This window comes from Methyloceanibacter sp. (assembly GCF_058506495.1).
In genome coordinates, this window is record NZ_JBZMXT010000016.1 from 1 (window position 1) to 12,548 (window position 12,548).

The 12,548-nt window shown below is 57.7% G+C and carries 14 protein-coding genes; 9 read left to right on the plus strand and 5 right to left on the minus strand.

The window, feature by feature from the left end:
- The 6 genes from AC33YF_RS04900 to AC33YF_RS04925 form a co-directional block, all read left to right on the plus strand.
- On the plus strand, positions 1-509 hold a 509-nt coding region (locus tag AC33YF_RS04900; RefSeq protein ID WP_491776083.1), incomplete at its 5' end, for an efflux RND transporter permease subunit.
- Between the two features lie 54 nt (positions 510-563).
- Complete coding sequence (locus AC33YF_RS04905; RefSeq protein ID WP_491776084.1) at positions 564-974, plus strand: hypothetical protein; 411 nt, start codon at positions 564-566, stop codon at positions 972-974.
- A 123-nt stretch (positions 975-1,097) separates the two neighbouring features.
- Positions 1,098-1,772: a superoxide dismutase, Ni gene (locus tag AC33YF_RS04910; protein ID WP_491776085.1), complete on the plus strand. Its 675-nt coding sequence runs from the start codon at positions 1,098-1,100 to the stop codon at positions 1,770-1,772.
- Between the two features lie 422 nt (positions 1,773-2,194).
- Positions 2,195-3,058 (plus strand): YihY/virulence factor BrkB family protein, encoded by an 864-nt coding sequence (locus AC33YF_RS04915; RefSeq protein ID WP_491776086.1) that lies wholly within the window; start codon positions 2,195-2,197, stop codon positions 3,056-3,058.
- Positions 3,059-3,246: 188 nt separating this feature from the next.
- The gene (locus tag AC33YF_RS04920; protein WP_491776087.1) at positions 3,247-3,387 is read left to right on the plus strand and encodes a DUF3096 domain-containing protein; all 141 of its coding nucleotides are present in this window, start codon (positions 3,247-3,249) and stop codon (positions 3,385-3,387) included.
- Between the two features lie 336 nt (positions 3,388-3,723).
- Positions 3,724-4,764 carry a hypothetical protein gene (locus tag AC33YF_RS04925; RefSeq protein WP_491776088.1) on the plus strand — a complete coding sequence of 347 codons (1,041 nt, stop codon included), beginning with the start codon at positions 3,724-3,726 and terminating at the stop codon, positions 4,762-4,764.
- Between the two features lie 19 nt (positions 4,765-4,783).
- Here AC33YF_RS04925 and AC33YF_RS04930 read toward each other — a convergent pair whose 3' ends face one another.
- Together AC33YF_RS04930 and AC33YF_RS04935 are read right to left on the minus strand one after the other, a co-directional pair.
- Complete coding sequence (locus AC33YF_RS04930; RefSeq protein ID WP_491776089.1) at positions 4,784-5,671, minus strand: alpha/beta fold hydrolase; 888 nt, start codon at positions 5,669-5,671, stop codon at positions 4,784-4,786.
- Positions 5,672-5,798: 127 nt separating this feature from the next.
- Positions 5,799-8,321 carry a lytic transglycosylase domain-containing protein gene (locus tag AC33YF_RS04935; protein ID WP_491776090.1) on the minus strand — a complete coding sequence of 841 codons (2,523 nt, stop codon included), beginning with the start codon at positions 8,319-8,321 and terminating at the stop codon, positions 5,799-5,801.
- Positions 8,322-8,698: 377 nt separating this feature from the next.
- Here AC33YF_RS04935 and dapA point away from each other — a divergent pair, with 377 nt between their 5' ends.
- The 3 genes from dapA to AC33YF_RS04950 are packed head-to-tail and all read left to right on the plus strand — an operon-like array spanning position 8,699 to position 10,595.
- Positions 8,699-9,583 (plus strand): 4-hydroxy-tetrahydrodipicolinate synthase, encoded by an 885-nt coding sequence (dapA, locus tag AC33YF_RS04940; protein ID WP_491776122.1) that lies wholly within the window; start codon positions 8,699-8,701, stop codon positions 9,581-9,583.
- Positions 9,584-9,602: 19 nt separating this feature from the next.
- The gene (gene smpB / locus AC33YF_RS04945; protein WP_491776091.1) at positions 9,603-10,073 is read left to right on the plus strand and encodes an SsrA-binding protein SmpB; all 471 of its coding nucleotides are present in this window, start codon (positions 9,603-9,605) and stop codon (positions 10,071-10,073) included.
- 3 nt (positions 10,074-10,076) lie between these two features.
- Entirely contained in the window at positions 10,077-10,595 is a 519-nt protein-coding gene (locus AC33YF_RS04950) for a redoxin domain-containing protein (protein WP_491776092.1), read from the plus strand.
- 23 nt (positions 10,596-10,618) lie between these two features.
- On the opposite strand, the gene AC33YF_RS04955 is transcribed toward AC33YF_RS04950, so the two are convergent.
- The 3 genes from AC33YF_RS04955 to AC33YF_RS04965 all read right to left on the minus strand — a co-directional run bounded on the left by AC33YF_RS04955 (position 10,619) and on the right by AC33YF_RS04965 (position 12,509).
- Positions 10,619-11,026: a DUF3775 domain-containing protein gene (locus AC33YF_RS04955; RefSeq protein WP_491776093.1), complete on the minus strand. Its 408-nt coding sequence runs from the start codon at positions 11,024-11,026 to the stop codon at positions 10,619-10,621.
- A 116-nt stretch (positions 11,027-11,142) separates the two neighbouring features.
- On the minus strand, positions 11,143-11,793 hold the full coding sequence (locus AC33YF_RS04960; RefSeq protein ID WP_491776094.1) for a uracil-DNA glycosylase: 651 nt from the start codon (positions 11,791-11,793) through the stop codon (positions 11,143-11,145).
- Between the two features lie 98 nt (positions 11,794-11,891).
- The gene (locus tag AC33YF_RS04965; protein WP_491776095.1) at positions 11,892-12,509 is read right to left on the minus strand and encodes a LabA-like NYN domain-containing protein; all 618 of its coding nucleotides are present in this window, start codon (positions 12,507-12,509) and stop codon (positions 11,892-11,894) included.
- Between the last annotated feature and the right edge of the window lie 39 nt (positions 12,510-12,548).

Genomic DNA, 12,548 nt, shown 5'->3' on the forward strand with positions numbered 1-12,548 from the left:
CCGTGCCGCTCTCTATCATCGGCGCGATGCTCGGCTTGTGGATCCGCGGAATCCCGCTAGGCTTTATGGAAACCCTGGGCTTCCTGGCACTGTTCGGCACAGTGTTGAACGCCGCGATACTTTTGATCGACTTCACGACACAGAAGCTCAAGGAGAAACTTGCCACCGGGCAGGGACGGGCGCCGCCTGGTGAGCGGTCCTATTGCGGTCTGACCCGTGAGGCTTTCCGCAGCACGCTGGCAGAATCGGCGCAGACCCGACTGATGCCCATCTTTCTGACCACCGCAACAACTGTTGCCGGCTTGACCTCTCTGATGTTCGGTGGCGGCCCGCTGTTTATGGGCCTTGCTACAGCATTCGCGTGCGGCTTGATGGTTGGCAGCGCTATCACGCTGCTCGTACTGCCAGCACTGATGGCGCTTTTCGTTGAAAACTTTCACTACCAGCTTGTAAGTCCTGACGAGGCGGAACTCGAAACGACTTCGACAAGCACCGCAGAGACCGCGTAGATCTGCTGGCTGCTCATCGTGGCGCGTTGTTAACCGGGGAGGGTGAGAAGGGCCTTGGCTACGGCAGAAGAAGAAGTTGTTGATCGCGAATACGTAGCCCGTGAGTCATGGAGCCTGGGAAAACGCATCGCTCTGCTGGTGCTACTGGCGTTGCTCGTGGCTGGTTTGCACAGCGTGCTGGACTACCTAGGCGCAATACTTGCTGTCTACTTCCTTGCGTTAGTCGGCATCTATTTGGTGCGATGTGGCTATGCGCTGCTGCAGGGTTTGATCGCCTTGTTGTCTCGGCCGTTCAACAAGCCTGCCGAGTCGCCAAAGGCAATCTGGCTCCTTGTCGGGGTTGTGCTTAATGCGCTGGAGATCGTCATTTGTCTCGGTTTGGCGATCTATGTCCTGAAGGCCGTGGGATGGTATACGAATGTCCAGCTTCCCGTTCCCCAGACTTACCAGCCATTGCAGAACTAGGCGAAGCGCGTGACTAAGCCGACCGCGGCTCCTCTAACGACTGTATGCCGCAGGTCCTGCCCGCTTGGTCATCGGTGGGAATTGAGCCGCCCATTTACGCTACCCGCCAGCTAGGGGGTGGACGTGCTGCAGCTCGGCTCAATTCGATTCAGGGCCGACCACAACCTCAGCGCAGCAAAGGTGGCAAAGCTCGCTAATCTGCTCGGTGCGCTGCGTCGTATTGTCATTGGCGTGACAACGCTTAGCTTTCTTTCTCAGGCCTTTGCTAACCTTACCCTAAAGTGCGCGCAAAGCCGAAAAGTTCATCGCCGCTTCGCCTCAGCCCCAACCATGGAATGTGACATGAAACTTTCAAAAAATCTTTCTCCGCTAGCGGTTCTAATAGCGTTGGTACTAGTGCTCGGCGTGCAGTCCGCCCAAGCACACTGCCAGGTCCCTTGCGGCATCTTTGACGACAACGCTCGCGTAAAAGCGATGATGGAAGATGCGGTGACTGTTGATAAGGCCACCACTGAAATGGCTGAACTGCAGGGCAAAACCGATCCTCAATCGGTCAATCAGACGGTGAGGTGGGTCATGAACAAGGAATCGCATGCCCAGAAGATCATCTCGACGATTTCAGACTACTTCTTGACGCAGCGCGTGAAGCCATCACAGGAAGACTATGTCGAGCGCCTCAAGAAACACCACGCGGTGATGCTTGCAGCAATGAAAGCTAAGCAACACGCCGACAAAAAACATGCAGAAGCTCTCATGGCCGAAATTACAGCTCTTGCTCGGTACTATCCGGAACAGTGATACCAGCACATGCAGTTCAATGGCGTCTGCCTTTGGAGGAGGGACGTCGGCGGTGGAGGCGCTGGTCTGAGCGTTTGGGTCGGACATTGAAGAGCAGCTCGAGCGCCCATCCAAACGGCGTTGCCAGCAGCCCTGGTCGACATCTCACAGGCAGATTAGCCCAGGAGCATTTTTTGGCTTAAGACAATCAGCCTAAACGGGCCAAAACGATTGCAAGACGCAGGCGAGTGCATCGGCGTTCTCCCGACCTATTTTGTACTTGTGTTTTCGGTATCGGGGATGTTGTGGCGATGTCCCATAGGTTCTTGCGCTTGGGGCAGAAGAAGGGTCTCCTTGAAGGCGGGCAGTAAAACGCGCCAAAAGAGAACAAGCACCGCCAGTTCGGACAAGCGGCTGACAATGGAACAGCACCGAGAAGCGCTATGAGCACCGCATCAGGCGCGGGCATGCCGCGAGGTCGGCTCAAACAAAGCTACGACTTCATCAAGGAAGTTGTGCTTAAGACCGGACGGGATCATCTGTCCGTTGTCTCGGCGGGATGCGCCTATTACGCCCTGTTCGCGATCTTCCCCGCGCTGACCGCGTCCATTTCTCTTTATGGACTGACAGCTAACCCGGAAAACGTCGAGCGGCAGTTCACTATCTTTAAGACTGTGCTGCCGCCCCAGGCCTATGCGATCGTGCTTGATCAGATAAAGCGCATTGCAGAGACCTCGGGCCAAACGCTCGGTTGGGGTTTTGCTGTGGGCCTCTTTATAGCGCTTTGGAGCGCGAACCACGCAACGCAGGCTATGTTCTCAGCCCTCAATATCGCTTACGGCCAGCCAGAGCGACGCGGCATTGTGCACTTCTATCTGGCAGCGATTGGCTACACATTTGTTGGGATCGTTGGCGTGGCGGCGATGCTGTTCGCAATTATATCCGTACCCATCTTATTTGCCGACTCAGGACATCCACATATTTTCGAGACGCTGATTACCTATCTGCGGTGGCCGATGTTCTTTGTTCTGACACTGTTCATGTTGGCGCTCGTCTATCGTTTTGGTCCAAGTCACGAGGATCCGCAGTGGCGCTGGATCACTCCGGGTTCAATCTTTGCGACGACAGTTTGGCTGCTTGCGTCACTCGGCTTCTCCTACTACGTCTCCAACTTTGCCGACTATGACAAGATGTATGGCTCGTTGGGCGCGGTTATCATCTTGCTCTTCTGGCTCTACATCTCGTTCTACATCGTCCTGCTTGGCGCGGAGATCAACGCTGCACTTGAAAAGGAAGCCGAAACCTGAAACGCGCTATCTTTTGGCGTTCTGGTTATGAGGGTGGGGTCAGGGCGTCCTCCGACAAATCTGAGCTTCGACGTACTCAAGACATCTGCATGACATCTACATTTCGTATGCACGGCCGGATCGCCTATGATCCAATGTGTCGGACGCCGCGCCATAGTGCATAACTGGGGGAGGTTCGCTTAGCTGCCATGGACCCTGTACTGCTGAGTCCGCTGATCGCACTGGTCGCGGGTGTTCTCATTTTGTTGATGCCCAGAATTCTCAACTACGTCGTCGCGATCTACCTGATCGCGATTGGCATTATCGGCCTAGTACAGCATCTGCAGTAGTCATGCTGCAGTAACGAATTGTTTAAGGCACGAAAATTACCCGATTTTCCTGGGTGCTTTTCCACCGCTAGGCAAGAAGACGGAAAAACAACCCCTAGAATGGGCTGTCGGCATCGCATATATTTTCGATTCAACCGAGTCTGTGGTCGAGCAGGGTGCCGTCCCGGATCCGATTTGGTGTTTTGCGGTCCCGATCGAGAGAAAACGGCACTCTTTGTGGACGTCGATACGCGGGCGAGCGCCGAGTTTGATAGTAAGGATACAAAGCGAGTGAAGGGCCCGACTAATCAAGTTAGCCCATCGCGCAGCCTCAGGATGCAGCGATTTGCGGCCAATATGGGGCGCACGTTGATGCTCGCCGCTCTGTTTGGTTTTCTCCTTCATCCGTTGGCAACATCGTTTGCCGCGCCCCTGCCAAAGGCGGCGCAGGCTGCAAATAGCAAAGCCGAGCGAGACGCTGATGCCCAGCAGGATAAGAAGGGCCCCGAGACCGTTGCCCCTGATAATGGTTGGTCCGCTAACCGAAACGGACCCAAGATAACGCTTCGTGGCGCTGCGCCGTCCGAAGAGGACAGACAGACGACGCTTGGCATGGTGAAGGCGCATTTTCCGGACCTCACGATCGAAGACAAGCTGGCAATCCTGCCGAGCGATCAGCCCCGCGAGCAGTGGCTTGCGGCGGTGAGCTTTGGTCTTCAGCGGCTGTCGCAACTGTATCGGGGTAAGGTTCGCCTCGAAGATGGAACGCTGACCGTGAGCGGACAGGCTGTGAATGCCGAGGAGTATGGGAATATCAAGAAGGCGTTGGCGGGAACTTTGCCCGCCGGCCTAACACTTGGGGGAGCATCCGTACGTCCCCCTGTTGCCGATCCCTTCATCTTCCAAGCCGACCTTGGTCCTAATGCCTTGAGCTTGGCCGGTAGCGTTCCAAGCGAGGGTTCGCGCAAGAGCGTGCGTGATTTATCTCGCCAGCTCTTCGCTCGCCCTGGACTAGACGATCGACTGGAAGTGGCATCCGGCGCGCCAGAGAACTGGGACGAGGCTGTCGCCGCGGCGTTGCGAGCACTTTCTCGGCTAGAGATCGGAAAAGTCGCGCTGTCGGGTGTTGCGGTCAGTATCGAAGGCATTGCACCCGATCAAGGGACCGCAGTGGCGGTGTCGTCGCAGCTGCGTCGCGACCTGCCCGAGCGGTTCTCCACATCTGAGAGCATCAAGTGGAAGGAGGCAGCCTCTCAGCTGGATCTCGGCGCTGAGCCCGGGCCCGCCCAGGACGTGGCTGCAACAATCATTCCGCGGATCAAAGCGCTTCCAGAAGACGATACGAGATGGCGCAGCGGTTCTTTACCGCCACTTGCTCCATTTAGTGTCAGGCACTGACATTCGTTCCCATCAGGCGTCAGTCGTTGACTGCGAAAAACGAGGCGATGGCTTCGATCTGATCGCGTTCGGCAAGCGTAGGCGCATGCCCTTGGTCAGGCACTGTCATCGTTCGGAGGTTCGGGTGACGCTCGACCATCTCGTTGAGGGTCTCGGTGCTGAGGACGTCCGAAAGCTCGCCGCGAATAACAAAGGCCGGAAGCTTGCTCATCGCGATGAACTCCGGCCAGAGCGGCGGGAAAGGTCGGCTAAGATCGATCGTGCCGATAGCCTTGGCTAATTTGCGATCATAAGATAGTACGAGCCGTCCTTTACGCTCCTCGAAAACGCTGCGAGCCATCTGGTCCCACTGGGCATCCGTGAAATCCGGAAAACCCCGTTCATTGATTTCGCGCATGATTTGCATCGCATCTGCCCAGGTCTTCGGCGTCGGCATACGGCGTACATAGTTGACAATGCGGGCAAGGCCCCTGGTCTCGATCACCGGTCCGATATCATTCAGTACGACAGGGCCCATAACGGTCGGGCGCGCCGCTGCCATCGCCATGGCGATGATACCGCCTCGGGATGTGCCCACGATTCCGACTTGGTGCAAACCCTGAATAGTCAGGAGATCGAGTACATCATCCAATTCTACGTGGGGCATATAGTTGCGCCAGTTCGGATCGAAGTCAGACTGCCCCCGCCCACGATAGTCGACGCAGTAGACATTGCGGGGCGTTTCCGGATGGGTCGATAGGTGTGTTGCGAGAGCGTGAAAGTCGCGGGAGTTGCGCGTTAGGCCCGCGAGGCAAACGACACTTCGGTAACGCTCGTCTGGCGCGGGATAGTGACGCGCGTAAAGCTTCAAGTCGTCCGACGACCTGTAATGGACGTCGCGCCAGGGCTTGCTCTGGAGGTCAAGCATAGTCCACCGCTAGTTTGGCAAGCGTCTGCAAGGGATGCGTCCGACGCGAACCGATGGGCCTCGCTACTTCAAGCCCCTTGATTGCGGATCAATGCCAAGAAAGTCAACCGCGCAAGCGGCATGCTGGCTATGGAGTTTTGGCCGTTGTCGTCACAGGCTGCACCGACGCGGTCTCGGATGGCGGCACGCGCCTGCCTCGATTGAGATCCTGCACCAAGTGCAGTGCATTCTCCGCCCCTGCAAGTCGCGAGCGATAGAGCTGCAACGTTTCCATGATCTTGATGACGTAGCGCCGAGTTTCCGTGAACGGAATACGCTCAATCCAGTCGACGGGGTCGACATCCGGATCCCTTGGGTCGCCGTAGATACCAACCCACTCTTTCACGCGACCGGGACCGGCGTTGTAAGCAGCGAGTGCCATGAAATACGACCCGTCATAGTTCGAGATGAGATCACTCAGGAATGCTTCACCCAGCTGAGTGTTGTACGCCGCATTGGTGAGTTTTGACTGGGAATAGGCGACCTTATAGCGGCGCGCCACGCCGCGCGCTGTAGCCGGCATAAGCTGCATGAGGCCACTTGCACCGACTGGGCTCTTTGCCTTCGCGTTGAACTCACTCTCTTGACGTGACAACGCGTGCACCAACGCCGGGTCAACCCGCTCTTCAAGTAGGCTTTTGAAGTTGGGCATAACGCCAACGGGCAGCGCATAGTCGCCGAGGGGCAGATCGCGGTTGAAGGCGATCTTGGACAGGCGCAGCGCCATCTGCTTTTGACCGACAGCTTTGGCGTATTCCGCGAGCAGGACAACCTCGGCCGCACTCTCAAGCGTCCGCGAGAGTGAAAGCAGGAACTGCGGCGTCACCCATTGGACGCCCATAGCGCGCGCAACGCCGAGCGCGCGCACGGCCTTGTGTTGCATGAAGCGGTCGATGTCTTCCTGGGTCGGCACGGGTGTTGGTGTCACGGCGAGCCGGGCAGGGCGAGGATCAAGTGCCTGACGGCCAAGTTGTCCATAAAAGTATTGCGGATACTTCGCGGCGACGTGGAAGTGTACCGCCGCCGACCCTCTGTCTCCGAGGACCAGCGCCGTGCGGCCCAGCCAATATTCAGCACGAGAGATATCTCGTGAGTCCGTGATCGCGGCGCCACGACGCATCGCTATGAAATGACGCAGTGCCGTTTCCGGTTCGTCGAGATAGCGCAGAGCGATCCACCCGGCCAGAAACTCGCCCTCCACGAATTGGTAGGGCAAATTATCCCGCTCAGCTTCGAGACCATGCTTCGCAGCAATCTTGTATGCGGTCCGGGGCTGCCCGTCGTTTAGAGCGGCCCGGACGTTGACTCGGCGCTCGATCCACCACTCCTCCATGTCGAGGAGCAGGTCCGGCTCCGACGGCGCGCCGAGCAGCAGTTCAAAAGCGGTGAGCCGCTGTTCCTTATCCTTTGTGCGACGCAGCCACTGAATGTTGTTAAAGCGAAGCCCAATATCGGCCTCGACGGCATCATCCGGAAGCGCGTCAAGGAGCTTGCCGGCATTCCCGCTGCGCTTGACCACGGCCACGCGAGCTTTGACCTTCTTTTGCTCGGCTTCCGGTAGCTTCTTGGCAACGCGCAACGCAGCGCTACACAGCTTCTCCTTGTCCGGATAAAGCAGAACGTCGACTCGTGCACGGTGGTCATCAGCATCCAACATGCTGCCGAACTTGTCGAGGATCTTAGCCTCTGTGTCTGAGCCGAGATCGTCCTCGCGCCAGGCTGCAGCCACAGCCTTCTCCGCGGCCTCTTTGTCTCCGGCCTTTAGGTAGACACCAGCGAGGGCCGCGCGGCCTGCACCCGTTTCCGGCTCCGAGTCCTTGAAGAACGCTTTGACGCGTTCCGGGGACGCGTTCGCATGAAACAGAGAGGCCTCAGCTTTTTCGCGAAGCTTATGAAGCCGAGGCCACATCGGGTGGCTCAGGCGAAAAGCCTCCACTGCTTCCGCATTTAAATAGGTGCTCTTTAAATGGCTGTACCGATACCAAAGCGAGAAGTCGCGTGCGGCGGGATCGCTGATCTTCGCCGCAGTCTCTCCGACCGTGCCCTTGTGGCGCATTACGAACCGAACGCGGTTGCGATCGGAACTACTAAGCTCGTAGTTGAGCAATGGCTTGAGGATTGACGCATAGTCCAAAGCGGGTTCCGGTGCTGGCGGAAACGCTTTGTCACGGCGTGGATGAATATCGGGCTCCGGGACGCTATCTGGCATAAAAGAAGCCGACGCCTTTGCAATCTTCTTCTCATTGCTGTTCGTGCCGGCGGCCTTTTCGTCTGATTCTGTGTTTTCCTTCGCCTCGGCAGCGGTCTTGCCGGCTTCCTCAGACGCCGGTTTCTCGACAGCGTTTTCGGGATTTGCCTCAGGCTGAGTGGCGGCGGCGATCGTCGAGGCGTTATCGGCCGTTTGGGACGCCTTGGTTGCCGTAGTCTGATTCGGTGCAGCGGCAGGAGCCAGGGCGCCGTCCGCTGTGCTTTCGACGGCCGAATCTGCCTGCGACCGATCTGGGTTGCGCTCCGGCAGCGCCACCATTCCCGACTTGGCCACCGCCCATGTAGGAACGGCCCATGCCAGGGCTGCAGCAAGAGCAATGTTGCACGCATGTTGGCGTTTCATGATCGTCGTTTGCTACCGGCTACGACCGCGTCTAGCGCTTAGTACGTCCCCCAAGACCTAGGAGCCGCGACGAGAACGAAGTGCGCAGTTTATCGATTTGCTACACTGTCTCAATGATTTCGGCGGAAAGATGACTATTTGGGCCGTCGATGATCGGGACTGGCGCCGGAAGAAAGTCTTAACACACTCGGCCAACGTATCTTTTGCGCCTATCCTCCTAAAATGCAGGGTATTTCAATCAGAAAGTCCCGCAACAATGACGGGCCGCTTGCTCGGCCCATCCCGAACTCCTATTGTCCCGGGCCATTGCGCGATACTTCGGACCGGAATATCGCCTCCGCGCCCTAAGGATGCGCCTAGGAGTTTGGGTTGTGACTATGCCGCCGTTTCACGGGTCAATTACGGCCCTCATTACACCGCTCAGCGAAGGATCCGTAGACGAGGATGCCTTCCGTAAGCTCGTGGAATGGCAAATCGATCAGGGTACCCATGGGCTGGTTCCGTGCGGCACAACTGGCGAGTCGCCCACACTGAACCACGACGAACATCGTCGCGTCGTTGAACTCTGTATTGAGGCCGCCGCCGGGAGGGTGCCCGTGATCGCGGGGACGGGGTCGAACTCGACGGCGGAGGCGGTGGAATTGACGCGCCATGCGAAGGCGGCAGGGGCGGACGGGGCGCTCGTCGTCACCCCCTATTACAATAAGCCGACCCAAGAGGGGCTGTATCTCCACTATGAGGCGGTGAACGCGGCAGCTGACATTCCGATCGTCATCTACAACATCCCTGGACGAAGCGTTGTCGACATGTCTGTGGAGACAATGGCGCGGCTATTCCAGTTGAAGAATATTGTGGGCGTCAAGGACGCCACCGCCAATCTCGCGAGGGTGAGCCAGCAGCGCGCGGCGATGGGGCACGAGTTTATTCAGCTATCCGGCGAAGATGCCACCGCACTTGGGTTCATGGCCCATGGCGGGGCAGGGTGTATCTCGGTGACGTCCAACATTGCACCAGCACTCTGCTCGGAGTTCCAGCTTGCCTGCCTTGGCGCAAATTATAAGCGTGCGCTTGAGTTACAGGATCGGCTTATGCCCTTACACGAAGCATTGTTCATGGAGTCGAATCCGGGTCCGGTCAAATATGCGGCTGAGAGTTTGGGTCTTTGCGGTAGCTCGACGCGCCTCCCGCTCGCACCCATCAGCGATGCGACGCGCAAGCAGGTCGACGCGGCCCTTGAAGCCGCCGATCTGAAGCCTGTCTAGGACGACGGAAGGCTGTGTCATGGCGCCGAAACGCGAGAGCGGAAAGCTGGTCGCCGAGAATCGAAGAGCCCGCTTCAACTACGAGATCGAAGACACGATCGAGGCCGGCATCGTCCTAACTGGTTCGGAAGTGAAATCCCTTCGGACCGGCAAGGCCAATATTGCCGAATCTTATGCGTCCAACGAAGGCGGCGAACTCTATCTGATCAATGCTCATATCGCGGAGTACGCTGGCGCTTCGCGGTTTGGCCACGAGCCCACGCGTCACCGCAAACTCCTCCTGCACAAAAAAGAGATGGCGAGGCTCCTCGGAGCAGTTCAGCGCCAAGGTATGGCGCTGGTACCCCTTCGGCTCTATTTCAATGCGCGTGGCATCGCCAAGCTCCTCCTGGGGCTCGGACGAGGCAAGAAAGTTCACGACAAGCGAGAGACCGAAAAGAAGCGCGATTGGCAGCGGCAGAAGAGCCGGCTTATGCGCGAGAAGGGATAGCAAGTGGAGGAGCATCCGCCGATCCACTTGACGCCGGGCCTAACGCTTCCCGTAGTGACGCTGCCGGCGACAGACGGATCAGATATCTGCCTCGCGACACTGGAGGGGCAAACCATCGTTGCCGTCTACCCCTGGACTGGCAAGCCGGGGCTTCCCAATCCTCCGGGATGGGACGATATACCGGGCGCACACGGTTCCACGCCGGAGCTCGAGGGCTTCCGGGATTTGTTTGAGCCCATATCTCAATCGGGTTCCAAACTTTTCGCTCTAAGCGGACAAAGCACGTCGTTTCAGCGAGAGATGGCGCTTCGGCTCGGGCTGCCATTTCCGGTCCTAAGCGATAAGAAAGGCGCGATGGCCCGCGCGCTTCGCTTGCCCGCTTTCGAAGCGGGAGGCATTAAGTATCTGAAACGAATAAGCTTTACTATATCAGATGGTCGGATCGAATACGTCTTCCATCCCATCGAAGATCCGGAGAGCCACCCGGCCCGGGTCGTTGACTGGCTAAAGTCACGGTCGTGATCGGACATCCTTAGATCAGAGCATCAGTCGCCCAAGGCATCGTCTTCGGCGTCTTCGACAGAGTATCCCAACTGGTCGAGACCTTCTTCGAGATAATCTGACAGGAGCGGAATGCCCAAGAGATATTCTGCCGTTCTCTTGTTTTGCTGGGAGCGGGCCGTTGCGATTGCGTCCTCGAGCTCCTCGGCGCTGAAAGACCCTCGGCCGATCCAAGCTAAGGCAACGAGACTAGCCTGCTCATCCACGTTCAATTCCCGAATGAATCCCGTCAGCTCGGCGACAGTCGCGTCGTCCTTGAAGTCTTCCAGGATCGATTCTGCATCGTGGTCGGAGGTCGGGTCGTCGTCCCATGCGCCAACCTTGGCGTCATACTCGCGCGCCTTGACGATGACAAAGCCAACCTTGGTCGGCGAAATTTCCAAACCTGCCATCGCATTGCTGCCGGAGACCGGCATCTCCCTAAAACTGAACGACAAGTTTGAAAGCATGCACGACTTGGTCGATCCCAGCAACTCCCCCTGAACGCCACGCGACCAGGGGCGTCGCCTCAATCACGGACGCTGGCTGCCGCATTGGCAACAACGCTCTCGAACATCTCCGCCGTGAGTCGGCCAGTATTCGTGTTGAGACGTGAGCAGTGAAAGGAGTCGAAGAGCAATAAGCCACCGGACAATGCATGTTTGGCACCATGAGCAAACGGGTAATCCCGCTTTCTGAGAGCAAAGCAAGAAAGGATGCTGTCATGGGCAACGCGGCCGATGGCCAAGAGGGCGCGCAATTTCGGGAGGCTCTCCATGCGCCCGTTAAGGAACTGGCGGCAGCTTTTGATTTCGCCACCGGTTGGCTTGTTCTGCGGGGGAACGCATCGCACCGCGTTCGTTATCATACATTCGACTAGGCTGAGGGCGTCCGGCTGCGAGAGGTCATGCTTGCCTTTGGCGAGGCCTGTCTTGAGAAGCGTGGGGTAGAGAAGGTCACCGGCGAAGTCGCCCCAGAATGGCCTGCCCGTGCGGTTCGCACCCTTGAGCCCGGGCGCAAGTCCGACGATCAGCAGCCGAGCTTTCTCGGAACCAAACGAGGGGACCGCGCCGTTGAACCAGTCAGGATGAGCAGCAGCGTTGTCTCTTCGGTATGCGACCAATCGTTCGCACAGGCCGCAGTCCGTTTTGGGTTCTGCAAGTCGGTCGTTCGAAAGCATGCTAACTCGATGGTCCTCTCGTCACGCAAGAGTGCATCCGCTTTGCCATACAACTAAGTGCGCCGAAGGAAGAAGCGAGGCACTGAGAAGCGCGTGGCCTAGGTCTCAATGAGATTAGATGCCTCGAAGGCCTCGCCCTCATTTTCGGCATCCGGCCGGCGTCGATTGTCGCGCGGGGGACGTTCGCTCGGCGTTCGACCGATAGAGTGCTGCAGATCCACGAGGTCGATGAACTGATCTGCTTGGCGGCGTAGCTCGTCCGCGACCATGGGTGGATTGGTCGAGAGCGTTGAGATTACGCTGACCCGCTTCCCCTTGTGCTGAAGCGATTCGACAAGTGAGCGAAAGTCTCCGTCGCCAGAGAAGATCACGAGGTGGTCGAGATGATCGGCGAGCTCCATGGCGTCGACCGCAAGTTCGATGTCCATGTTGCCTTTCACTTTACGCCGCCCCGTGGCGTCGACGAACTCCTTGGTCGGCTTCGTGACCATGGTGTAGCCGTTGTAATCGAGCCAATCGATGAGAGGGCGAATTGAGGAATACTCCTGATCCTCTGCGAGCGCGGTGTAATAGAGCGCTCGAACAAGCTGACCTTTGGAACGGAATAGGGATAGGAGCCGCTTATAGTCGATGTCGAAAGAGAGCGTTTTGGATGCCGCGTAGAGATTTGCGCCATCAATGAATAAAGCAATCCGTTCAGACGGATAAAAATGCATTGCTAGTCCTAACGATCGAAAAAATGCTGGTTCGGGAAA